Here is a 24,334-nt window from a genome sequence, read left to right on the forward strand (position 1 = left end):
CTGCCGGTGTCACGTCACACGGCACTGACCAAATAGTGTTTCGACACATTAAGGCCCTTCGTGTCCGATCAACCCGAAACTCTCCCTGAGCCGGATTTCGATCTCCACGATGTGGAGGAGGTGCGTCCGGCGCGGTCGAAGTATAAGCGACCGGACGCGATGACTGCAGTCATCGGTGTCGCCTTCGATGCGGCGATCTCCAAAGAGAGCCGTCGGCGTCTGAAGCACGGCAAGGGGTTGGCTGTCATCTTGCTGGTGCCCACTGCCACCTGGGTGGTGCCGATAACTAAGTATGTCCAGTCGGTCTTTGGATCCAGGTGGAGCCTGCATACGCGTGACGGATCCGATCGAAGGCGCAATGCGTCGGTCGGCTCGGACGAGGTTTCTCACGATCTTTCGCGCGGGCTATGCGTGCTTGGCATCGCCGCCGACCTCGGCCTCCTACCGGCGGCGCTCACTGCTGCCGCCGACATTACCGTTCGGATTGCCGCTCCGACCGGGGCCGTGCTGCGTACCGCAATCACCCGTTTCGCCGGCCGCGACCCGGGCGAGATCCCCGACGGCATCGCGGCCGGTCTCGATCTCCACGAGATCCTCTCGGCCTTCAGGCTGGGGACGGGGGCGCGGAAGATCGCGCAGCGGCTGGCGGCGGCAAGCGCCGGCGCAGGCGTCCTGGATCGCGTCCCCGCACTCGAGACCGCCGTCGAATATGGCGAGGCGCGCGTCTGGGGACTGAATCTCGCCCGCGACATCGCGGCCTATCGCGCCGACAGGATCAACTGGCGCGAGGTCGACCGCGGAATCTGCCTGCATTCGGCGCCGGGCATGGGCAAGTCGCTGTTTCCCAAGGTGCTGGCGAGGGCCTGCGGGGTGCCGCTCGTCACGACATCCATCGGCGAGCTTTTCGCGTCCGGGCCTGGGTACTTGGACTCCGTGATCAAGAACATGCGCGGCGCGTTCGCGCGGGCCGCCGCGCTCGCATCGCCCTGCAGCATTCTTCATATTGACGAAATAGATGCGCTACCCAATCGCGAGACGTTGTCCGAGAGAGGAAGGGACTGGTGGACCCCCGTGATAACAGACACCCTCACCCTCTTGGATTCCACTTTGACGGGAAGGGTTGGAATCGTGGTTGTTTGCTCGACTAACGCGATCGACCGGGTAGATCCCGCGTTGTTGCGGCCAGGCAGGCTCGAGAAGGTCGTGGAGATCAAGCGCCCGGATCTGGCGGGCACTATGAATATGTTGCGCTTCCACCTCGACGGCGAACTCGCTGCCTACGACTTATCCGAGGTTGGCGCCATGATGGAGGGCTCGACCGGCGCCGAGATTATGCATGCCGTGCGTCAGGCCCGCCGGACCGCACGATATGCGGGCCGCCGCATGGCAGTCGACGACATCAAGAGCGCGGTAGTGCCTCTCGAGGACATTCCGCAGGCGAAGTTGTTTCGGATGACGGTGCACGAAGCCGCGCACGCGGTGGTGACGCTCGCGATTCCGGTCGGTACCCTCAAGCACGTTACTATCCGGACCAGCGGAACGTCGGGCGGGCAGACGGCTGTCGAGTTCAGTGAATTCGGCCTTGCGACGCGACAGATGATCGAGGACCGCGTCGTTGTCGGTCTCGCCTCGCGCGCCGCGGAGCGACTTTTCACCGGAGCGGTGTCGACCGGGACCGGCGGAAGCACGAGTTCGGATCTAGGGTCAGCAACGACCTTTGTCGCCGCTCTGCATGCATCCTTTGGCATGGGCGACGACCTCGTCTATCTCGGCGCCGGAGACGATCTGCTGCACGAGCTCGGCGCGAACCGCGAGCTGCGCGAACGCGTCGAGCGGCACCTTCGCGAACTCGACGTGCGCGCAACAGAGATCGTCAACGAGAATCGCGAGGCCATCCTTGCGGTAGCGGAACGGCTCGCCATGAAGCGCTATCTTCGCGCCTCCGAAATCGAGGAGATTGTGCGCGGGGTCCGCAAGCGCACGTATGGCAAGACTGATGAATCCTGATCAACCCGAGCTGTTGGCTGCAAGGCCGAATGCTGAGGATCACTATGGAGTTCATGCCGGGCTGTTTTGGGCCGCTCAGTCGCGCCATCGCGACTGTGCAGATCTCGAAGGGGTCGAATTTCGGTAAGCTTTCAGACTGTCGGGTGCTCATGACTGAAGGCTAACAACCCGACCGGAAATGCCCCAGGCCTATGTGAGGGCGGAATTCATCGAACTCTGGCGGGAGAACGCGAGGCAGACCACAGCCAAGATTCGATTTTGGAATCATCAAAGCGTTGATCGGCGATTGCCGAACCGATGAACTCCGATCGGGCTGTAGACCGCGAGTAGTGAGAATGGGCAAGATCTGGAATACCATCCTGCAGCGGGAGTTCGAATTCCGCCAGGCACGTACGTTGGCCACGATTCGAGAGTCGGAAGCCGGCGGCGCCGCCCGCCGATTGATAACGGGTCGCGAGCCGCATCCGACTGGCAGCCCAACATGCATAAAATCAGGATTCCGTGCTGTCACTTGGGAATCGATGCAATCAGAATGGCCGCTAATCCGCCTGGCGGAAGTGGCAAGCCCGTTCCGCTACATCAAGAGCCAACCTCACAGGCTGGACATGAACGTCGTCGGCGGCCGCGACCGCGTCCTGACCTTCTACCCAGATTTTCAGTTCGCCGTCGACGCGAGATTCCTGGACGACCTTACAGGCGGCAAGCCGTTTTGGGCGGCCGCACTCGACTGGAAACCCACTTCCGAATCCTTCGATTGGCGAACGTTGATTGTCGAGACGAAGACGGATGGTGATCGGCGCGCGGTCGATCCAGCCTATCTGCACAAGTTGGATCTGGCGCGCGAGATCTATCGCTCGATCGGATGGTCGTTCGCGCATCTCCTGCAATCGAAAGACCTTCAGAGCGGTCGTATAGCGCTGGGCATTGACAAGATCTGGTCACGCGCGCTTACGCGCGTCACGATGGTCGATGTCGGACGCGTGTCGCACGCGATCGAGCGGGCGGGTGGCCGCCTCCCGTACGAGGAGACGGCCTGGGTCCTGGGATCAGGACCCATCGGCAAAGCCAAGCTGTCGGCGCTACACGTGCGGCGAGTCGTAAGCATCGATCTCTCGAAAGGCCTGACCCCCGAAAGCATCGTGATGCTCATCAAAGATCGCGGAGCAATCCTGTGACCGGAATCCTGCTGCCCCAAGCCGCCGTCGCATCGACTGCTACGCCGAGCGGCTTCGACGTCGATCTGAGTCCTTGTGACGTGAAAATCGGCGAGAAGTACGCTGTCATGGTCCCCGGTCACGAAGCCGTCCTGGTGCTGGAGTTCAGGAAGCGGCTCTCAAATGGAGTCCTGCGATTCACGCTGTTCGGAACGGACCAGGAGTTCAACTTTCCCATCCCGCAATGGGACGACATGCGCTCGGATCGGCGCGCCTGCCGAATATCGGACGTGCGGCGGGGAAGGACTGCCGAAGAAATCGAAGACATCGATCCACTCGCGCTTTTGGATCCGGACGAGCCCAAAATCACGCTCAAGGAGTCCGCTCAGCGTCGACTTGCCGCTAAGCGCCTCGAGCGTGCGCGCACCCTGCGATTCTACGTTACCCGATACGACGAAGCACCCCCGGGCAGAGGGCGCGTCGGTATCCGAGAATTCATCGACGATTTCTACAAGGTCGCGCGCGACGACTACAAGCTTCCCTTGAAGCCTTCGCCGCAACAGGTTCTGCGCGCCGTCGACGAATGCGGCGTTCCCGGTGAAAGGCCCCTTTCGTGCTTCCTCGCCAGAAACGGCCGTCATGACCGCGGGCAGCGCTGGCCCGAGTTCACGCTCGAACTCGCGGTCACAATGAATACCAATTTCTGGTCGATTCCCACGAAGCGCAAGTGCGACGTGATCTCCGACTTCTACGACAGGTTCGACAAGGAGAACGACAGACGTGCCGAGGAGCGAAGGAAGCTCGAAGAGTCCCGCGCGAAGGAAGAGCATACGGGGCAGATTGATGACTTGATTCCCTGTGATCTGCGCGAACTGACGCGCCCCACAAAAGAGACGCTGAGACTCTGGATCAACAGTGGTGAAAACTACTGGTCTTGGCGCGAGAAGTACGGCGAACCTTCCGCGCGTCGCCGTTTCAAGGCGCATGGTCGCGCCATCGAGGCCACAGAGCCTCTCCAGTACGTCATCATCGATCATACTCGCATCGACACCTGGGCAGCGGTGTACGACAAGAACGGAACGCGCGTCTTGGTCGAGAGACCGTGGTTGACGTTGGCCATCGACGTTTACTCGACAATGATCCTTGGAGCGGTGTTGACCTATGAAGGACCCTCGGTCTACTCCGCTCTACGGTGCCTGCGGCAAGTGGTACGAAAAAAGTCCTTCCTGACGGAGAAATACGGATATCACAAGGGTGCGACCGACGGGTGGGGAAAGCCGCTCACCGTGATCGTTGATAACGGGTGGGAGTTCACGGGCATTTCGTTCCAGGTCTGCTGCGAGGCGGCGGGCATTCACGTCATCTGGGCGCCCGTCAAGTCGCCTGAATTCAAGACGTACGCCGAGCGGGCCTTCGGCGTCTTGAACGCGCTGATCTGGCACCGGCTCGATGCGGGCGTTCCGTACAAACCTCAGGAGATGACTGCCAGGGGACTCGATCCCCGGCCGAAAGCCATTCAGACGCTCGAGTGGCTCGATGACCGTATGTGGGAAGCCATAGTAACCGTTTATCATGTGGAGGAGCACGGCGAAAGGAAACTTGTTCCAGCGCTTCGATGGCGCGATGGATTGCTGACGGCGGATGGCAGACCCACGATGGACGACGTCGGCGAACTCGACAAAATTCTCGGACGATCGGCGACTTGCATCCTCACCACATCTGGGATCACCTGCAACGGCGAACGATTTCACGACAACGTCATAACATCGGATCTTCTAGATCGCCTGCTAAGGCACGCGAAGAAACGCGGTCAGCGCAAGGGCTTATCGAGCGGCAAGGTCGCGGTCCTGGTCACCTGGGATCCCGGCGATTTCTCATTCATCCATGTGTGGGACTGGGTACGGCGCAAGAACGTCAGGCTGCCGAACTGGTATCCGGAATTCGCAGACGGCCTGTCCTGGAAGGACGCCGAAGACATCCGAAGGTTCGCTCACGACCGGAATATGTCGTTTCATTCCGACAAGGAAATGCACGCAGCGCGAGCGGCCTATGACAGATCGCTGCGCGAGAACCATCCTCACCTGCAATATGGCAAGGCGCGTAAGAATGCCGCCTATCTCTCCAAGCCGCAACTCGTTGCCGGCGATCATGTCGTCCTCACTGAGGAGCCGGTGGCGGCGATCGAATATCCTGACGTTGACGTGCCGCAGACAATCCCTGCTAGCGAACGTACGGACGATCGACGTCCGGAGAAAGGTGTGCGCCGCGGAGGCGAGAAAGCGACCCGGAACGCAGCCGTCGCACGCGAACGAAACAAGGCCCGCAAGGCAGAAGAACAGCCGGCGGCGTCTGCTCGACAGCCAACCGACCGCAAGGCGGGCTCGGCGGCGTCGGCGGAGATCGGTCTCACCAAAGCAGAAGCGCTGGAACGGCTCTCACAACTCGAGGAGGACCTGTGATGACGGACAAGAATACTCATGGCCGCATACTCGCCGAATTCGAGAAGATGCGCATCAAGCACAGCCGCCTAGAACGGGCTTACGCGGTGTTCGACAACCTTCGGGAAACGCGGCGCGACGCGCCGTTTGAGCCGAAGCGTTGGGCGTGCATATTCGCGCCCACGCACAGCGGCAAGAGCACGGCCGTCCGCATGTATCTCGAGACGATCGTTGCCAAGGATGCGATCGTGCGTGGGCTTTATCCGGCCGACATGGACCCGAAGCAGATCGCGCTCAAGCAGAGGATAGTGCTCCACATCTCCCTCGAGGGTGTGACCAACATCAAGAACCTCGCACAGGAGATATTGCGAGCGTTGGGCGGCCCAACGAAGGGAACGACGTCGGATCTCTTGCGACTTGCATACGACTACCTCAATGAACACAAGGTCGAATTGTTGATTATCGACGAGCTGCAACATCTGATGAGAGAAAAGGACAAAGAGAAAGACAAGAGAGGGCCTTCCGAGGAACCGACCAATCTCACAAACACGCTGAAGACCATGTTGATCCGAGGGCTCGTTCCGATGGCCTTCGTTGGCATCGAGGAGGCGCGGTCGGTGGTCTTCAATGATACCCAGTTATCGGGTCGCTGCATAAAGGAGATCGACTACTCTCGCTTGGATTGGAAGATCCGTGCTGAACGCGAAATATTCGAGAACTACTGCGGCGCGGTGGGACTGAAACTGAAGCAGCATCGCCTGTTCGAGCACAAGTCCGATTTCATGTCCGGCGATGTTCCAATCTGTCTTCACGCAGCGAGTTCGGGGCGCGTCGGTATCGTGTCGCGCATCGTTGAGCAGGCCGCGCTCATCGCGGTCGACGACGGCTCGTCCCAGGTACTGCGTGATCATCTTCTGCAGGCCGTCGATTCCTGGGCGATTCCTAAGAACATGAGCCCTTACAACCCCTTCCGCGAGGGCTTGAGGAAGGCCCAAGTGTTCAGGAAGTGAGTGCATCGCCGATGCGGCGATAGCAGCCCTTCATTCCGCCTTTAGCAAAAGGGGAGCAGAGATGCCGCTCGCTTTTCCAATCGAACCTGCTACCGACGAGGGCCTCGCCGGCTTCGTTGTCCGCGCGACCGCTACGAACTTCCTCAGAAGTCCGCTCGGCGCACTGTCTTCAATTGGCATCAGGACCGTCCACCCCGGTTCGCTCAGCAGCCGATCGTCGGCATTGGCGGCTTCGATCGCCGAATGGGCGGGTACCGAGGACATCGGAGCCATCACGCGCATGTTCCACGGGGGCATCGAAGGACGGAAAGGCTGGATCGACTTCTTCGGCGAACCTCTTCGCGCCATGTACCGTCAGCCCCAACTCAGGCGCGTTGCGCCGGGCGCGCTGAAGAATGGGGACTACATAAGAGCGATATGGTCACTCAGACCGTTATCGTTCGACCCTGCGACCAAGGAGCTGCTGATAGATTCGTGTCCGCAGTGCAAGCGCTCCCTCGGTTGGACCCGCACCTACGGTGTCTCCTACTGCGAACATTGCAGTCGTCCAGAGGTTTTCGGGCAGTTTACCTGGTATTATCCTGGGCTCGATCTACGCGACTTCTCTCAGTCGAAGATACAGGTCGACGACGAGGAGGCACTGGACTTTCTGACCGGGCTCATCGACCCGTCAACCGAGCGTAAGGACCGATCGCGGAGACTGGTGCCTGAGATGTGGTCGTCATTGTCCGCCGGCGACCTCTTCGAGGTCGGCCTCACCTTCGCGTGTATGCTGGGCTTGGAGCACTGGGACAAGCAGCAGACCGTCAGCCGGCGGAAGGGAGGAGAGAGTTGGAGCTGGCTGACGCCGCGAATGCTCTCGATCGGAGGCCGCGCCATCCTGGGAGGTCAGCCAGGCTTTGAGATGTTCGGAGACATCCTGCGCCGCGAAGCCGTAGGCAAGCCGCGGGAAAAGAAGTACGGCAAATGGGCCGAGCTCGGTCCTCTCTCGATCGTAGAACCGAGCCTCTGCAACGCGGCGAAGACCATACTCGGTCATGCGACGGAAGCCTACGTTGCGGCCAGATGTGATCCAGACATGCACCCGCTACAAAACCTGGCAAACAAGTACGGCATCACGCGGGCATCCTTAGCCCTTCTGGCGGAGAGCGGCCTCGTTCCGACTACGAAATTCGAGGGTGTCAAACGCGCACCAACAATGATGTCTGAAGCCGCGCTCAAGCCGCTCCTACGCGAGAAGGAAAACACGATTTCGGCGATCCGCGCCGCGGGCGCTATCGGCGTTCATCCGGCCCATATGGATGAATTGCAGAAGCTAGGGCTGCTGGAGAAGGTAGAGGGAGCCGTGCTCAAGCTTTTGAAAGGGGAAGAGTATTATACCCGTCAATCGGTCAATGTGCTCAAGCAAAACATCCAGCGCCGCATCGCGCGTCGCGCGCCAAAGGATTGCCTCAGGCTGAGGGTCGCTGTGTGCGCGTGCGAGGTCCGGGCTGTACCCTGGGCCGGAATCGTCCAGTCGATTCTGGACGGCAATCTCGAAGTATTCCGCATCAAGGCGGCCAAGTCGCGCAAGTCCCTTGGCGATCGGCTGGCGGTACGGGATGCGAGCGCGCTCGCTTCGCTGGTCCAGCGTCTGACTTCGGCAGAGCCCGATACCAAGCCAGAATGGATCGGAAACGCCGCGGCTTCCGAGTTGCTCGGGATCAACGAGGTGGCGGTCTGGCGGCTCGCGAAGGCGGGAGCGCTGAAGAAGTATGAGGACGCCGCGCAGCATTCCCACTTCAAACGCCGCGAGGTGGAACTGTTGAGCGTTCAAATGATCTTCATCCCGGAAGTCGCACGAACCGGGAATTTCAGTACGTACCGCGAAGCTTCGGCGTGGTTGAAACAGCACGGAATTACTCCCCGATTGGAGCTCAAGCACGGAGGCTGGAAAGTTTACGCGCGCGCCGAAGTGGAGAGAGCCTTGCAGCGGCGTGTCGACGAGCTATCGAGGCAGCGAGTGCCCAGATCTGATTCGCCGGGCCAAGGACGTAGACCGGATAGCCTCTCGGTAAGCTCGCCGCGGCTCAAGAGCGATTAGATGCCTCGAAGGTGGGTCACGCCACGGCCGCTTCCATTCTTGGTTGCACGATCTTCGCCGTCCAGAAGCTGGCAGCAACCGGGCATCTGAGGGCAATGGACAAGGTCGCTCCTTTCCGTCGCGCTGAGGTAAAAAGGCTGGCGAAGCGAATCGTATTCGTGCCGGAGATCATGCGGCTTTCAGGATGTGTGAGTTGCGCAGGAGTCATGAATTGGCTTGAGAACGCAGGCATCGAACCGCTATTCCGGTTGAAGACTGGCGGCGTCCCGGTGTTCGATCGAGTCGTCGTCGAGGAGCACGTCGCGCGTCCCGAATTCACCCGCTGCGCGCATCCGCGCTGGATCAGGCGTAAGCTCCTCGGCATGGTCGAACGCGGCAGCAGCGTCCATCAAGCCTCGCTAGCTTGCGGTGTTAGCTACTCGACCGCCAAGAGGTGGACGAAGAGCGAGGCGAGACTGGCTAAGCTGGCCGTGCTCGCGGCGACAATCGTGTGACCAGGGTTGGCGAAAGCCCACCTCGCGGTTCCGGCGAGGGACCGAAAGTCGTCCAGTCGGACATCTTCTTCCGATCGTGCCGGCGCCCGGTCTTCGACTGTCGCGTACGCCACACCAAGGCTGACTTAATCCTGTTTTGGTCCGAATCGTCCAGAACACGACGGGCGTTTCTCGGCGCCAGGTTAAGAATGACTTCCTTCATCTTACGCAGTTCATCAAGAAACCCGGATCTCCCGATAGACGACGCCCGGGAGTATAGCAGTTCGATCACTACGAATAGCTCAGCGAGGGCGGCGCCGCGGAAATTGGGCACGCCGGATCTATACTGGCCGTCTCCTGGCAGTAGGCGTGCTTGCCGAGGGAAGACCCGTTGAGCGCGTTCTTGCGCGTCAGTTTGCGCACCTCTCGCACGGTTCTGCAGACGGGTACCTCGCCAACGACGATCACCCAGCGAGCCGGCGCGCGACGAACCACTGGATGAGTTGCGATAAAAGAGTCTTCCGAAATGGCTTTCGAGAACATCGAGGCGTTGCACGACGTTTCCCACCGAACTGTAGCCTTCCGTCTTCGCCGCGCGACCCAAAGCTCCTGTGGGGTGGTAGAGACATTCATCGACGACCCTGATCCACAAGAAGAGGTCGGCCAACGAGATTGAGGGAAGACGCGTTCTTCTGTTCTTGGCCTTCTTTCTGGCCTGCCTTCCCTTACCTGGCGATTTGCTGCCCGGCTTATGTCTTAAGCTTTTCGGCCTTATCCGCATGGCGATCGTGTTTATGGCAAGAAATGAGCAGCGAATCCTTGAGATCGTATAAGGGCGCCGACGGGGAATTTCGGAAACGCGAATCCGTAAATGCCGGATCCCGTATCTAGTTCCCGCAAGTCGGCGTGCCGAACGGTTTCTTTGGGATGTCATTTCAGACATATCTTGGGAGCGAAGATCTCGTTACTTCGATATATCCGAATTAAGGGGTCCGGAGCGACGTACCGAAATTCCGCCCGACCTTGATGTAGGTGCGTCCCCGCGAGGCCTACTGACCAAGCCGGTTCGCGTTCGCGAGCCGGCTTTTTTCAGTCAATGATGCGGCCGCCGCGCGAGGGAGACTAAGACCCAGCGGACACAACGATCAGTGGTTTTTCCCGAAAATCGACGCAAAACTCGTTGGTTTGGTGCGAAATCGACTCAAGAATCCTTGGAAATCGACTCAAGAATCCTTGGAATCGACTCATCTATAATTTGGCGGGACACCAAACCCCTGAAAACACTGGTGGGCCCGGCGGGACTCGAACCTGCAACCAGACCGTCATGAGCGGCCGGCTCTAACCATTGAGCTACAGGTCCCGCAGCGAGGCGACCGCTTCCTCCAAGTCAGGCAATACATAAAATCCGATTGATCTGATTAGGCGGACCTTATGCCTGGTCCAAGGCGGCGGGAATGATTTACCGCGTGTTCAGGACCGAATGGTGTCATGGTCCATTCCTTTGAAATCCCGCTTTTGTCGTTCGATTATTTCAAACTGCGAGCGCATCAATGGCTGCTATCACGTCATTCTTGGCCGAGTTGGACGAAGCAGTTGCGAGAGGAAATCCCGAGAGTTGTCTGCGGGCGCTCTGGCATGCGGCAGACATCCTGATCGCCGGCACTTATTCCGAGGAGCAGATCTGGACTTTCGGTGAGGTCATCGGTCGTCTCGCGCAGGAGATTGAAGCGAGCGCGCGGGCGAAGCTCGCAGGAAAGCTCGCATGCAGCCCAAACGCGCCCTATGCGTTGACCCGGCAGATGGCAAGCGACGACTGCATCGATGTCGCGTGGCCGGTTCTCAGTCAGTCGGAGCGCCTTGACACCGAGACATTGATTGCGTGTGCCAAGAACAAGAGCCAGCAACATCTGCTTGCAATCTCCAAGCGACAAACGGTCCCGGAAGCGGTCACCGATGTCCTGGTGGTGCGGGGATCTCCCGAGGTCGTAACCTCGGTCGCATCGAATGCTGGGGCGAATCTCTCGAAATCCGGATTTCTGCACCTGGTGCGACGGTCAGAAGGGGATTCGATCCTTGCCGAGTCGGTGGGACTTCGAAAGGATATTCCTCGACATCTCTTCCACCAGTTGATCGCCAAAGCCTCTGAAGAGGTGCGGCAAAAGCTGAAGAGGGAGCGTCCGGATATCGAAAATCAGGTCCATCGCGTCGTCGTCGATGTCACCGGGGCCATTCACACCAGGTTTGGCCCGGCGTCGAAGGATTACTTCACGGCGAAACGCACGGTGGCAAAACTGCACGAGAGAGGCGAATTGACAGAAGACAAGGTCTTCGAACTTGCTCACTCTCTCAAGTTCAACGAGACCACCGTTGCCCTGTCGTTGCTCTGTCGGCTTCCAGTAGACGTCGCGGAACGGGCATTGATCGAGAGGGATCGCGAGCCAGCGTTGATCTTGGCCAAGTCTCTCGATTTCTCATGGCCCACCACGATGGCGCTGCTGTTCCTGGGCGCCGCCAACTACCGGATAACCGCGGGCGAGCTGGATCAATTGAAGATCAATTTCCACGGGCTGAACGTCAAGGCGTGCCGGGAGGTCGTCACCATCTACCGAACGCGAAAGGAGGAGGTTTTCGGCGGCTCGTTTCAACAGCCCCGGCGCATGATCTAGGATCGCAATCGCGGTGACGGTGCACTTAATTCATGAGTCTTCGAACCCGCGAATGCGGCCGAGATCATTGACTACACTGTCAACGTGATCCGACCGCAATCCCGGATAAGTCTCGTGCCGGCGCCTTCGCTCCTTGGCTTCGGCGCGGCACGCCTCGTTTCAAAAAGTCCTGCAGTACAGCACGGTTTCTTCGGGGTAGATCGTAAAATGATCCAGCCACATCTTGTAGCCGAGGTTCAGGGAATTGATGAAGAGGGGAATGTCGACCCAGTCATTCGGCTTGTGATAGACGCAAATCGCCAATGATGGTTTGAACCGTTCGAGCGTGCCCACGGCGCCTTTGAGCGCGGAAAGCTCGGCCCCCTCGATGTCCATTTTTATGAAATCGACACGGGGCAGATTTCTCTCACGAACCATATCGTCGATGGAAATGGTTTTGACTTCGACCGCGCCTTGGAAGAGGGGGCGTTCGGAAACCTGGCTCCCCGGACCATTGTTCATCATATAGAGTATCTTTTCGGATGTCTCCCATACCGGTCTCTCGATGATCTCGATATTCGACGCATATTTGGGATTCAGTTCCAGGTTCTGACGCAAGATATCGAGATTTTCTGGTATGAATTCGAACCCGATCACCTTGCCCTCGGGGCCCACCTTCGTTGCAAAATACAGGCTCGTATCACCGTAGCAGCTGCCGGCTTCGATGACGATATCCCCGGCCTTTGCTGCGATCGCTGGCTTGACACCGCTATACTCGTATTGCGTTTTCAGGAACGTGGCGTCGATCCCGATGGGAGCGGAAAACAGATTGAGATCGTAGCCGATGTCCTTCAGATCGAAATGAGTCAGCTCGAAGTTCATGTTCCTGATTTTCTTCGCAGGCAGACGGTTCGTTTGCAGACTTCGTGCCAGGCTCCGTTCCTTCCAATATTTTGGCGAATTTCGAAAGAGCTTGACGAGGTCATGCCCTATCACGCGTTGAAGATACAACTCCAACAGGACGTCTTTCGAATATTCGTCTTGCAGCAACTGCCAGGTATCCAGCAAGATCAGAGGAAGCGCCTTTGAGTTTTTCAATCGCGCCATTGCCAGGAGCTTGTTCTGATGCTCTTGCATATCGTGGCCCAGCGTTCGCTTGGGCTCAGGTCCATAACGATCCGCCTCGTGGTTTTGTTCAAGGTCTCTCGTGGCAACCTCGTACAACTTGGCCTGCAGGTGAGACAGGAATGAAATTGCAACATCTGCGGACATTTGAGCTTCTGACGACATTTGAATGGCTGAGCCTCTCTTCGATCCGGCGGCAGTCGGGACCCGACAGTGCACCTCATTCCAAGCCTTCGAACCGGCGAACGCGACCGGAGTCATCGAGGGCACCGTCACGGCAGGTTCGCGTTCTCGTGCCGTCAGTTCGCGTTCAGCTGTGCTTGCGGGGTCCACCGTGCGCGGCCGTAGCGTCCGGTTCGGCGAGTTTCTGGTGCGAAGCTGGTGCGAGGCTGGGCGGCCTGAATATTTCATGACCTCATCCATCAAGGGGCCCGGCTCTCCGCGCGGCCGCGCCACGCGTAGCATGGCTCAGATGCCCGCCTTCGCCCTTTGGGCTTCGGTGCGGCAGCCTTCACTCGCTTCGCTTTTGACGTGTAGCGCTGGCTTGCCGAGCCGTAGCTCGCGAAGCGAGCGAAGGCTGGTGGGCCCGGCAGGACTCGAACCTGCAACCAGACCGTTATGAGCGGCCGGCGGCCCCGAGCCCCTATTTCGCGCTCGCGAAAACATCCGCTGCGTAGACCACCTTGCCGCCCACCACCGTCAGCAGAGACGTCGTGGCGCCGATTTGCTCGACGGGGACGGACATGAAATCCCGATCGAGAATCACGAAGTCGGCGAGCTTGCCGGCCTCTAACGTGCCGCGCCGCGTCTCGTCGAAGCAGAACCAGGCGCTTCCCACGGTGTACAGGCGCAAGGCATCTTCGCGGCTGGGTGTTTCGTCCGGGCCGCGCGTCGATAGTCCGCCGACGGTCTTGCCGTCGAGCATCCATTGCAGCGCGACGAACGGATTGTAGGATGCGACCCGATGCGCATCCGTGCCGGCTCCGACATGGACGCCCGTGCGCAACGCCGTGACGATGGGCGGCATGCTGCGCGCGGCTTCGCCCGCCTGCGCCACGATACGGTCGCCTCCGAGGTACATGGCGTCCTGCATGGTCCAGCCGACACCGAGGGCCTTCATGCGCGCCAGCGTTTCGGACGAGGCGTTGTCGAGATGGGCGATCGACCAGCGCAGCGGCGCGATCGGCGTCTCCTTGTTGACCTCTTCATAGAGGTCGAGGAGTTGGTGGACGGATTTGTCTTCCTGCCAGTGGATGGTGACGGTAAGCCCTTGCTTGGCTGCCCAGCGAACGATCTCGAGGAACTTGTCCTTGGCGGCCGCGTCGGGCGCGTTGTTGTTGTACATGGCGCCGGTGATCCGCTCGCCGATTCCGTTGAATCGCAGCATGTCGTCGCCGAATCCCATCGGCAGGAACGGCGTGAGACTCTTGTACTCCTCGAATTCCGCGCCGACATTCTGCGCGAACAGGCTGAAGGCGACACGCACCGAAAGTGATTTCTCGCGCCAAAGCTTTTGCAAGGCGGCGTAATGGCTGGGATAAATGCTGAAGCCGCCGGGATCCACGATCCCGGTAATTCCGAGGCGATTGAGCTCGGTGAAGAACTGCCGGGTCCCGGCGACATTGTCTTCGAAATTCGGCCTCGGCAGGCGATCGAACAGCGCGGAGATGCTGACGATGGAGCCGTTGAACCAGCCCGTGGTTTCGCCCGATGCGGCGCGCTCGGCCGTGATTCCGGCCGGCAACTGATCCGCGGATATCCCGAGCGCTTGCAGCGTTTTCGGCGTCATCAGCACCGCCGAATAGAACAGCTGGATGTAAGCCGGATTGTCGGGAGCTGCCGACATCACCTCGGCCAGGGTTGGCCGCCGCTTCTCCGCAAACTGCAACTCGCTCCAGCCGCCGGCCACGATGATCCAGGACGCCGGGCGCGCTTTTGCCGCCTGTCGCAAGCGCTCCATGGCCTCTCGAATCGTTTTTGCGCCGATCCAGTTGACCTCGGTTGCGTAGGTGAGGCCGGCGCGCACGGCGTGAATATGGGAATCGATCAATCCCGGAATGATCGTGCGTCCGCCTGCGTCGACGCGGCGCGTCGCGGACCCGATCAGGCCTTCCATGGCATCGTTGCCGCCAACTGCAACGATCTTGCCTTCACGGACCGCGAGAGCCTGCGCGATCGTCGATGCGCCATCCAGCGTCACGATTTTTGCGTTCGCGACAACGAGATCGGCCTTTTGTGCGTAAGCCAAATTAGCCCAGCACGAGATCACCAAAATCGCCAGAAGCTTGCGCATGTTCAGTCCCGAAATGAGAAGGGCAGGAGCGAGAAAGGCAGGAGCGGCGCCGCACATCCGCCGCCGGATGCACGCGCGGATGTCGCGTGTCGCAACGGGGAGTGTGGTGATCTTGATCATGTCTGGCTTCAACAAAATCAGCCAGTCCACCGGAAAATTCGGTGAGGGCCCAAGAAATAGATTTCACAGCCGGCCTTCGCCCGCTGGGCTTCGGCGCGGCAGCCTTCGCCCGCTTCGCGGCGGTTCGTCCGTCTTCGCTCTCACGTCGTTCAAGCTACGCCGGACACCACGCTTCGCCCCTCGTTCTCCGCGCGGCTGCATCACGCGTAGCCCGTAGCGGCAGCAGTCGGTCGTCGCTTCCGCTGCGCTCCAGCTATGCCGGACACCACGCTTCGCCTCTCGTTCTCCGCGCGGCTGCGCCACGCGTAGCCCGAAGGGCGAAGCGTGGTGGGCCCGGCAGCACTCGAACCTGCAACCAGACCGTTATGATCGGTCCGACCTTTAGGTTAAAAAGTATATTAAAATCAATTGCTTAGGAGTTTGAATTTTGTGGCAAGAATGCGAATTATCATCGTTTGTTTGCTTTCGTCCGTGCAGATAACCGCTCGGATGAAAAGATGCGCCAGTCGACAATCGTGACGGAAGTCAGGTAAGGGCGTTGAGTGTCGCAATGTCGAGCGAATCGCTGCGGTGTCCATCACAAGAAACAACCACTACGTCCCGCAATGGTATCAAGAGGGGTTCTTCGAGCCTGGCTGCTCGTCGCTTGCCTACGTCGACAACACACCTGATCGGAAGGTCCTAGCGGACGGCCGCGTGATTACTCAAAGGGGCGCGTGGGACAGTACGCCGACCTCATTAGCGTTTCGCCAGAAGGACTTATATTCAACCTTCTTCGGAACGTCCGTCAATGACGAAATTGAGCGCCACTTATTCGGCGATGTCGACGCCAGGGGATCGCAAGCCGTTCGCGCATTCTTAGGCACGGACATGGGCGCATGGCACGACCATTTCCATGACTTCTTCGAGTTTCTTGATATCCAGAAAATCCGTACGCCGAAGGGCTTGGACTGGCTCAAGGCCCAATATCCCTCTCTCACGCAGAACGAACTGATGTTCGAGATGCAGGGCATCCGCATGCTGCACTGCGCGATCTGGGTCGGAGGCGTGCGTGAGATTGTCTCTGCCGAAGACTCCGACGTGAAATTTATTACAAGCGACCATCCCGTGACGATCTACAACCACGCGGTCCCTCCCACGGATGGCGCGTGCGCGTACCCACTTGATCCCGGAATAGCGCTGCGGGGTTCGCAGACGCTTTACCCGATGGATCGCGACCACTGTTTGATCTTCACGAATCTGGAGTACGCGAAGGACCCGAGCACCGACCCCCTCCAGAAGAGGACCTTTGCGCGCAACTACCGGCAGTCCATAACCAGGATCGACTCGTTGATCCGCGAGCGGAGGCTTACCGCGCAGGAAGTTGCGGAAATCAATTTCATCGTCAAAAAGCGCGCGCGCCGCTATATCGGCGGCGGGCGCAAGGAATGGCTATACCCGGAAAGGACCGTGACTCGCTCGTGGAGCGAGCTTCGGAAGACGCTGATGCCGTCGGAGCTCGGCCTGCACCACTTCGGCGGCCAGATATTCGTCAAGTACGAGAGCGGGGACGTCCACTACCAGGACGAGTTCGGCAGGACCGAGAAGCAGCGAGAATTCTTGATCAAGAGGCCGCCGGACAAGCCGCTGCGGCCAGGCGACTACTGCGGATGCGGGCGCGGGAGATTGTTCAAAGAGTGCTGCCAGTCCAAGCCGGAGGCGTTGCGCCCGGCCTGGAACGAGAAAAGCATCCGGGAGCGCAACCTGATGCTCCAGAACGCCATCGTTAACGTGCTGGAGCTCCGGTCCGGGAAGGACTGGGTGCAGATTCGCCGCGAACTAACTGACGAGAAGATCAGCAAGATTTACAGTCTCTACGAAGGGCTGTGGCCGCTCGAGACCGATCTGCTTGCGTTGCTGCCCAAGCCCGACGGCGAGCCTCGCGCCATCTACACCGGGTCCATCCACCCGTCATTAATCACGGACTTCGTCTTGGCGGCTCCTCTGTACTTCGGCGAGCTGATCTTGGCGCACCCATTCGTCCACCCCGGAATAATGAAACAGGAGATGAGCCCGACCGGCAACCCGAAGTCTTATCGGCAGGAGTTCCTGAAGACGATTTTGTTCTTCTTGAACGTCATGCCGCTCGTCGATCTTGGCTTAATCAACCTTATACCGGATCCTTGCGACTTCGACTTCAATCTTCGCCAGCAGATGATGAGCATGGCACGGGCTCGAGCCCCGCGGTTCGAACCGAAAGAGGACCACCGCCTGCTAAAGACGATAGAAGAGGACAGCCGGCGCGGCATTATGCTGATGCCGCCTGACGTTATGCGTAGGCAGCTTCGTAAGCTCAAGCCGGATCTCGATGAGGATGAGGTCGAGGCGGTCATGCGAGCAAGCGTGCGGATGCGCGAGGATGATCCCCTGTCCGTCCTCCAGGAAGGCTCATTTGAAGGCGGAAAAGAAGGCGGGCAGATGAGTATGTTCAAGCTCGCGCCGAATTTCGAGATGACGATGTATTTGGCCCAAGCGACGGGAGCCTGCATCGTCACGGATAGTCCGTTCCGCTGGAGAGAAGTCCAGGGCGCGATCCGGCGGCGTTATAAGGCCGCGACCCCCGGTCTTGCCCCGCTCGTGACTGACATTGAGCGCTCGAGATTCGCGTTCCCGCAGAGCACGACAGGCGTTGTGGCCGCAGCCTTGAGCAAGACCGGCGCGGGCTACCCGGATTTGCTTCGAGACCTGTTCAAATACCTTTCCAATCTTGAAGAGCGTGGGGCGAGACCCAATCGCGAGGCGCAGTTGGTCAGCCGGTTCGCCAAAACGCATGCTGTGGCGCAGCTCGGATTCAAAAAGGCGGGCGTGCCCGTGAGGGAGGGGCGCATCTCGTGCGTCTTCCCCCCGGGCGGCATGCAGGACAACACCGTCAATCGCCTTCTTCTGATGTCGAGCTCGGAGAAGCATATATCGAACGTTCCGATGGCCTTCTTCATTGAGCCTGCGGATGCTCCCTTACAGTAACACACTCGTGCCCGATTAGGACTTGGGGACATCAGCTTTGGCGTCTGCCTTCTGTTTCAAGATCTGAGCGGTCACAGTAGCCAACCATTGTGCCATTCCCTCCAGCTCCTGCACCAGCCCAGGCAAAACAGGACCATCGAGCACGGCAATGAGCATAACGTCTTCCACAGACGGCTCACCCGTTTGCTTCTTGTAGTCGGCTTCACTTTTCGCGATGAAAAGAAACGCGTCATCGTCAGGGAATCGCATCATCCCAAAATGAGCGACCAGATTCCGCAGAGACCGAAGTTCGGCCATCTTCTTCAATGCGAACAGGTTTGCCTCAGGCCAGGGCAACACGGTCTGCGCGAGCTCTTCTACCCTGCTCAAAGGCAGATCTTTGATCCGTCCTTTAGGAAGCAAATCTGCATCGGTCCAAGATTCGACTAACCGCCGTAGATTGATTTCGATGAAACTATATAGGTTGATCAGTCTCCCGACGACGGCGTGGTCCTCGACGGTGAGTTTTGGCCATTTGCTGAAAACTTCCGTGGGCTGCGTGTTATAAAACACGTTGCGCAGATACACGCCTCGTTCCGTTTCGCTGTTAGGCGGTAGAGCCACGATACTCTCCCTCTTGGACCATCCTAACTCACTCCCATATCGCTCTCGACTTGCCTTACGATTTTGCTCGGAGTCGTATTGAGGGCGTGCGCTAACCGAAAGAGCATCACGAGGGTTGGCGACTTAAGTCCTCGCTCGATCTGGCTCACATATGTCCGGTGAATTTTTGCCCACTCAGCCAGCTCCTCCTGAGAGAGCTCGGCAGCGTTTCTCAAGTTAGCAATGATTTTTCCGAAGGGCGCGTTCGGCTTTTTTACGCCCCCATAGTCTTGCCTCGAATACTAAAGAGCTACAGACTATAGTATTCAGGTCGTTCTGCGAGTGAGAGCTGCAATGGACGAGAAAACGGCGAGGATCTCGCGCGATTCCCCTTTGGTGGGCCCGGCAGGACTCGAACCTGCAACCAGACCGTTATGAGCGGCGGGATAGCGATTCGCTTCGTTGATTTTGCTGACTTTTTGTTTGAATCTGATCGCGTTCGTTGCGCTTCGGCTGGTTCGTTTCTGATGCGAAACTGGTGCGGTAACGCCTGCTTATGCAAACGAGCCGGGCCTGACATCCGTAAGGTCTCCATCGCAGGACTCTCCTCACGATGATCATCAAGCGGATCGATACCCTCTCAAGGCTGAAACAGGGGTTCGATTCCCCTAGGGAGCGCCATAAAATTCAATTACTTAGACTGGTTTTGCAAAAGCCGTCGAATATCCGTTGAATAAGCACCGGCGAACGTTGGCGAACTTAGCCGCGCGCTAGTTGGCATGCTCGAGTCCTGCTCATGCCCGCTTCCATTGCCGGCTAAAGTGCGTTGCTTCCGACGCGTTAACGGACCGATCCGCACGAGCAGTAAAGTCACCTACGGGTGGATGTGTTCTTCGATTCGAACGGCAGTGACATCCACAATGATATGCAGTTTGTTTTAAGGGTACGCGAAGCGGCGCTCGTGGCTGCGCCTCTGGAGTCGGGAAACACAACTCACCGATAAGGCTTGGCGCATTAAGCGAGTGATCAAGTGGCATCCATTGATCGATACATAGTTGAACGGAACGCTACCCAGGTTCGCACAGCCTTCGCTGGCATCGTGAAGCTCGCCAAGGAAAGGGGCATCACACGCGTAACCTTGATTGTACCGAAAAAAGGAGGCTGGGAGCATACCATCGTTGGTGAATTTCTCGGGGCAGCCGTAGCCAAGGCGCTTACGAAGGGGCAGTCAGTTGCCCTCGTCGAGGGCATTACGATGGTGTTGGAAAGCCCCCAGACGTTTCGGCCCACTGCTGCCCAAGGTCTTCTTGTCGGCGTCCATATCTCTACAAAGGACATGGCTAAGCTGGACGATGCGTGGGGTGCGCAGGCCATACTCTTTCTGCCTTGGTCGGATATCGAATCCCAAGAGTGGAAAGCCACGTGGCATCCGACAACCTTCGGCCAGAAGGGACCCGAAGCTCCGGCAAATACGCTTTCGGAGCCCGTTCAAGATGCGCTTGTCCGCTTAACGGAGTCTATCAACTTGGGTACAGGCCTCAACCACCCCTCTGATAAAAAACATGCTGAACGGACGTTTGATAAGCTTCGTTCCGAGGGGCACTCATTTGACCCGATCGAGGTGCGCCGGTGGGCACAGCGTAACAACTGGAGTTCTAACGCTGCGGCCGATTTGGAAGCGGTTGCGCGAAGAAGAGCAAACTAGAAGTGAACGTCTAGAACTGACGAATCATGCCTAGAGAGGTATGCGATCCATTTGCATGTGGCGTTCTGCCTCGTCCAGAAGCCAATCGATCTGCGCATCGCCTTCGTCAAGATCGATGTCATTCGCCTTCGCGTACTCGTAACCGAGCAGGTCTCGCGCCTTCTGCTTCGAGTATCCCATTTCCATCAACTCTTTCATCTCTCGGAAGATGTCGTGAGCGTGCGTTCGGTGTTCGAAATAGTCGTCGATTGCATCAACGAGTGACCGGTTGCCGAGCGCAAGCATGATTGCGTTTTCCCAGTCCACGTCATGAGGCACATGCGGCGTCGCGATGCCGACAAGAAGGCGCACATTGTCTATTGTGAGGTTGTTTTCAGTTAGTCCGGGCTTGCGTCGCTTGACCTCGGCGACGATGTTTCTGCAGTCCTGACAGACAAGCCTGTTGGTGTGAGAACCGATGATAATCTGGCTCGCTGCGCGAGCCCTACGACGCCAGAGGCTATCGCTGTCGTCTTCCGGTTCGAATTCGCAGACGCGATGAATGTGGGCGGTCCACAGTCCCCGGTTTGACTTCCGGCAAATTTCACGTTTCGTGCGATCACAACACGGACAAGACCATTCATTGCCCGCCAAAACCCACGCCTTATGCTCCTGCTGTTGACGATCTATCTCGGCGAACTCTGCATCGCTCGGAACATCCCCACGCGGCTTGCGCTTGGGCTTGGGCGAATTGCCTGCACTGTCATTGGACGTTGATCGCGCTTCTATCGTGTGCGCCAGACCAGCACGGCCTTTGTCGGGTGAAGCGCGCAGAAAAAGATCGTAGATGATGTCACGATCCTGCATGTATGAGATAAGCCGTTCGCCGGCAGCCACCTGCCGACCATGGCGGCCAGAAGCGATTCGTTGTGCCATGCGTCTGGTGAAGTCGAGCCGATCTGCAACATCGTCTTTGGCGAGAAGCCATGCGGCCTTAGCCTTGTCGAGATCGATCTCATGGAGGCGATTTGGCGCGACGCTAATGAATGATGCGATCTCGGCCGGTGTAAAGGTAAAGTCGCCTTCAATCGTTCTCGCCAGTTCCAGCTTGGCGCGGCCTTCGGCCAGATTGCAGTCGATGCAGATCAGCGTCTGTTCGAAACGCTCAACAAGGAGCATGAGCGCATTCTCAGCTCGACCAACCTGGATGATGGTCTCCCGATCCTTGTCACAAGGCCTGTACTCCTGAAAGGTTCGCTTTGCACGATCCACCAAGTGGTCGTGGTGGTACTCAAGGCGACAGAGCAGGACACCGCCGCTGCTCACACGCGCAATATGTGCCTTTCCGCGTTGGCAGCAGGGACAAGTCCAGTGTTCCCGCGTCGATGCCCAGCCGCGATTGAGATCCAGCTTGGTTGCTGAGAATTGTGCGAGGAGAGCCTTTGTTTGGACGCTCCAGCGCCCGTCACGGAACGGCGCAAATGCCGCTAGCTCCTCGTCCGCCAACTGAGTGATATCCGGAATCGCGAGTGTGACGACGTAGCCATCGTCCTTCTCCGATGGGCCCATCGTCCTAATGCCTCATCCTAAATCTGTACTGGCAACTTCACCTTCGGTCGCCGCTGACCTGCTGACATCGCGAGGTTTCGGTGGCGTGCAATGATGCGGAGCGTAGCTGCGCTGTGATGAAACAGCCGGAAAGCCTCAGCAACGGCGGTATCGGCGAAGATTGTGGTCGTCTGCGCGTCGGCCGGCAAGGTCAGTGTTCCGTCGGGCTCACCGTGCTGCCAACCACGGGCGGCGCGGAAAGTTATGACCAACTGCCCAAAAGTTGGATAAGCATGATCCAAATGGGCATCTGGGAAAGCGAGCAACTCGCCGGAGAGGTCGCACGGGACGCGGCCCCCATCATCCGCAAAGGCGGCGAAATGGCGTTTCTTCGCCGCCACGAGGTCAGCTGCCACAGCGGCACGGCAGGCGTCATAGAACTCTTGCGCGTTCGACTTCGGTTGACCCTTTACGGCCTGGATGTAACTGAAATCGGTTTCGCTGCCGTCAATCCGACGTATCCAAAAACCCGGCGTCGAGAAGCCCTCACCAACGTTCTGACGCCGAAAAAAATAGTCTATTCCCGGCCCAATCTTCGCCGGGCCGTCGACGATGACTGCATCGTAACGCTCCAGGAGGGCGGCAAGATCATCGTGATCCAGGTAGTCTTCGACGATTTGCTCGTCGGCATGGCGCCTAAGCATGTCCTTGAAGTGAGCGAGAGCGGCGGTTTGCGCCTTCCAGAATCGGCCGTTCGGAAGGGAAACAGATTTAGCCATTGTATCGGAGCCTATTCTCAACGCGCGTCGTCAATGCAGAAATGGACGCGGACGGTCGTGACACCATGCCCAATATTGCCCGAAAGGCTTTTATACCTCCGAATCGTCGTCAGCCCAGGTTCTGCATTCAGGGGAATCCCCAACCCTTAACAGCCGGTAGATTTGATCATGGTATAAGCCAGCGATGATTCAAGGGAAGCGTTTCGCCGCAATTTTTCTAGGAATCTGGAACCGTGCAGGTCATCGATATTCCCGAAACAGCCCTGACGGTGAAGCCGAACTACACTGAGCGGCCCGACCTTACCGTCGTTGCGGAGATCAAGGCCCACATCAAGCAAACCGGCGCGCCGCATCTTTGGCCCGGGCACACGCATACAAAGCCACCGCGAGGTGCCATCGTTCGCTATCTCGGAGAATTCGACCTGCCACCACCCCATGCTGGCCCACGTAACAGGGAGAGATGGGCGCCCTGCCCATGCTGCAAGCCCTATACACCCTGGTATTACAAGGACGGTCGAATCGCTTGGTTCCCTGAAGAGCGAGTCATTCGCAACATGGGAGGCGATTGCTTCAAGTCAATCAACGCCTCAGGGCATGCGGAAGCCGAACGGCTCTTCCGGGAGGAGGAAGCGGAGCGCAGGAACGAGGCCTATCTGTTGAGGTGCTTGCCACAGGTGCCGGAAGCGCTTGCTGCGATCGAGCAGAATGCGCCAATTATCTCCGAGATCGATCGGGTACGTTTTATTCTTTCCGACCGAATGACACGCACCATCGGTTTTGATCTCTGGGCGCATCTACGATCTGACGGAGTACTGCGTTATGAAGTGACGAGAACTGAACGACGGGTTGATCGCTCGGGCAACGAGAGTACCGCGACAGTTTACGACCTCGAGCGTTACGGGCCGCTCGCAGGATTCGAAATGCTCAAGCCGAACGTTGTGCCAATAGCGGAACGGGTCGAAAGGTTTGCGTCTAGGCTTCGGACTTTAAATTTCGGAGAAAGTAGCGCCGACGCCGTTGCGCGGATGGACCGACAGGAGCGGACGAGAGCAGCCAAGAACATTGGAACCATCCCCGACATCAATGAGCTGATCTCAGAGGCCGAAACCGTGCGACAGATGCTGTCGCCGCTCGCTCTCGGGAGCCTCAATGGGTGGGGCCGGACGCCTGGTGCTCCTGCCAAAATCTACATTTCCCTTTCGGATGACAGGACACAACTATTCCTCGGCAACACCAAAGAAGATGCACGAGCTGTAAGGATAAACATCGCCTTTTTCAACAATATGCGGCGGATGCCGGCGATAAGCAGGCTAACGCGGCAATTTGAGTAGCACGGCGCCACGTGCGCGCGATGCGGCAATTGCACACGCACTATGGACAGGTAACGAAG

Annotated in this window: 16 protein-coding genes and 2 tRNA genes; 10 read left to right on the forward strand and 8 right to left on the reverse strand. The window is 58.5% G+C overall.

Annotated features, from left to right (window positions below; genetic code table 11):
- Nucleotides 1-60 precede the first annotated feature (60 nt).
- From AAFG16_RS08795 to AAFG16_RS08820, 6 genes are all read left to right on the forward strand, one after another.
- Nucleotides 61-2,007: an AAA family ATPase gene (locus AAFG16_RS08795; protein WP_342738797.1), complete on the forward strand. Its 1,947-nt coding sequence runs from the start codon at nucleotides 61-63 to the stop codon at nucleotides 2,005-2,007.
- A 335-nt stretch (nucleotides 2,008-2,342) separates the two neighbouring features.
- Entirely contained in the window at nucleotides 2,343-3,182 is an 840-nt protein-coding gene (locus tag AAFG16_RS08800; RefSeq protein WP_342738799.1) for a hypothetical protein, read from the forward strand.
- A complete protein-coding gene (locus tag AAFG16_RS08805) occupies nucleotides 3,179-5,620 on the forward strand; it encodes a transposase family protein (RefSeq protein WP_342738801.1) in 2,442 nt (813 codons plus the stop codon). The genes AAFG16_RS08800 and AAFG16_RS08805 overlap by 4 nt, the downstream gene beginning before the upstream one ends.
- On the forward strand, nucleotides 5,620-6,609 hold the full coding sequence (locus AAFG16_RS08810; protein ID WP_342738803.1) for an AAA family ATPase: 990 nt from the start codon (nucleotides 5,620-5,622) through the stop codon (nucleotides 6,607-6,609). Before AAFG16_RS08805 ends, AAFG16_RS08810 begins: the two co-directional genes overlap by 1 nt.
- A 61-nt stretch (nucleotides 6,610-6,670) precedes the next feature.
- The gene (locus AAFG16_RS08815) at nucleotides 6,671-8,692 is read left to right on the forward strand and encodes a hypothetical protein (protein ID WP_342738805.1); all 2,022 of its coding nucleotides are present in this window, start codon (nucleotides 6,671-6,673) and stop codon (nucleotides 8,690-8,692) included.
- An 11-nt stretch (nucleotides 8,693-8,703) separates the two neighbouring features.
- Nucleotides 8,704-9,186, forward strand: a complete 483-nt coding sequence (locus tag AAFG16_RS08820; protein WP_342738807.1) for a hypothetical protein — start codon at nucleotides 8,704-8,706, stop codon at nucleotides 9,184-9,186.
- Between the two features lie 1,263 nt (nucleotides 9,187-10,449).
- Here the strand turns inward: AAFG16_RS08820 and AAFG16_RS08825 are convergent.
- Nucleotides 10,450-10,526 (reverse strand) — tRNA-Ile (locus tag AAFG16_RS08825).
- Between the two features lie 189 nt (nucleotides 10,527-10,715).
- Between AAFG16_RS08825 and AAFG16_RS08830 the strand changes: the two genes are divergently transcribed.
- Nucleotides 10,716-11,831: a DUF2336 domain-containing protein gene (locus AAFG16_RS08830; RefSeq protein ID WP_342738809.1), complete on the forward strand. Its 1,116-nt coding sequence runs from the start codon at nucleotides 10,716-10,718 to the stop codon at nucleotides 11,829-11,831.
- A 159-nt stretch (nucleotides 11,832-11,990) separates the two neighbouring features.
- Here AAFG16_RS08830 and AAFG16_RS08835 read toward each other — a convergent pair whose 3' ends face one another.
- The 3 genes from AAFG16_RS08835 to AAFG16_RS08845 form a co-directional block, all read right to left on the reverse strand.
- The gene (locus AAFG16_RS08835; RefSeq protein ID WP_342738811.1) at nucleotides 11,991-13,346 is read right to left on the reverse strand and encodes an FkbM family methyltransferase; all 1,356 of its coding nucleotides are present in this window, start codon (nucleotides 13,344-13,346) and stop codon (nucleotides 11,991-11,993) included.
- A gap of 167 nt (nucleotides 13,347-13,513) precedes the next feature.
- Nucleotides 13,514-13,578: transfer RNA gene (locus tag AAFG16_RS08840), tRNA-OTHER, on the reverse strand.
- Nucleotides 13,579-15,228 (reverse strand): amidohydrolase, encoded by a 1,650-nt coding sequence (locus AAFG16_RS08845; RefSeq protein ID WP_342738813.1) that lies wholly within the window; start codon nucleotides 15,226-15,228, stop codon nucleotides 13,579-13,581.
- 690 nt (nucleotides 15,229-15,918) lie between these two features.
- Between AAFG16_RS08845 and AAFG16_RS08850 the strand changes: the two genes are divergently transcribed.
- Nucleotides 15,919-18,351, forward strand: a complete 2,433-nt coding sequence (locus tag AAFG16_RS08850; RefSeq protein WP_342738815.1) for a hypothetical protein — start codon at nucleotides 15,919-15,921, stop codon at nucleotides 18,349-18,351.
- 15 nt (nucleotides 18,352-18,366) lie between these two features.
- On the opposite strand, the gene AAFG16_RS08855 is transcribed toward AAFG16_RS08850, so the two are convergent.
- Complete coding sequence (locus tag AAFG16_RS08855; protein WP_342738817.1) at nucleotides 18,367-18,954, reverse strand: hypothetical protein; 588 nt, start codon at nucleotides 18,952-18,954, stop codon at nucleotides 18,367-18,369.
- 23 nt (nucleotides 18,955-18,977) lie between these two features.
- The gene (locus AAFG16_RS08860; RefSeq protein WP_342738819.1) at nucleotides 18,978-19,169 is read right to left on the reverse strand and encodes a helix-turn-helix transcriptional regulator; all 192 of its coding nucleotides are present in this window, start codon (nucleotides 19,167-19,169) and stop codon (nucleotides 18,978-18,980) included.
- A 794-nt stretch (nucleotides 19,170-19,963) separates the two neighbouring features.
- On the opposite strand from AAFG16_RS08860, the gene AAFG16_RS08865 reads away from it, so the two are divergent.
- Nucleotides 19,964-20,638 carry a hypothetical protein gene (locus AAFG16_RS08865; protein WP_342738821.1) on the forward strand — a complete coding sequence of 225 codons (675 nt, stop codon included), beginning with the start codon at nucleotides 19,964-19,966 and terminating at the stop codon, nucleotides 20,636-20,638.
- Nucleotides 20,639-20,668: 30 nt separating this feature from the next.
- Here AAFG16_RS08865 and AAFG16_RS08870 read toward each other — a convergent pair whose 3' ends face one another.
- Both AAFG16_RS08870 and AAFG16_RS08875 read right to left on the reverse strand, forming a co-directional pair.
- Nucleotides 20,669-22,186 (reverse strand): hypothetical protein, encoded by a 1,518-nt coding sequence (locus AAFG16_RS08870; RefSeq protein WP_342738823.1) that lies wholly within the window; start codon nucleotides 22,184-22,186, stop codon nucleotides 20,669-20,671.
- Between the two features lie 17 nt (nucleotides 22,187-22,203).
- Nucleotides 22,204-22,944, reverse strand: coding sequence for a DCL family protein (locus AAFG16_RS08875; RefSeq protein WP_342738825.1), 741 nt, complete (start codon nucleotides 22,942-22,944; stop codon nucleotides 22,204-22,206).
- Nucleotides 22,945-23,177: 233 nt separating this feature from the next.
- Here AAFG16_RS08875 and AAFG16_RS08880 point away from each other — a divergent pair, with 233 nt between their 5' ends.
- Nucleotides 23,178-24,275 carry a hypothetical protein gene (locus AAFG16_RS08880; protein WP_342738827.1) on the forward strand — a complete coding sequence of 366 codons (1,098 nt, stop codon included), beginning with the start codon at nucleotides 23,178-23,180 and terminating at the stop codon, nucleotides 24,273-24,275.
- Nucleotides 24,276-24,334 lie beyond the last annotated feature (59 nt).

The organism is Bradyrhizobium sp. B117 (assembly GCF_038969555.1).
GTDB lineage: Bacteria > Pseudomonadota > Alphaproteobacteria > Rhizobiales > Xanthobacteraceae > Bradyrhizobium.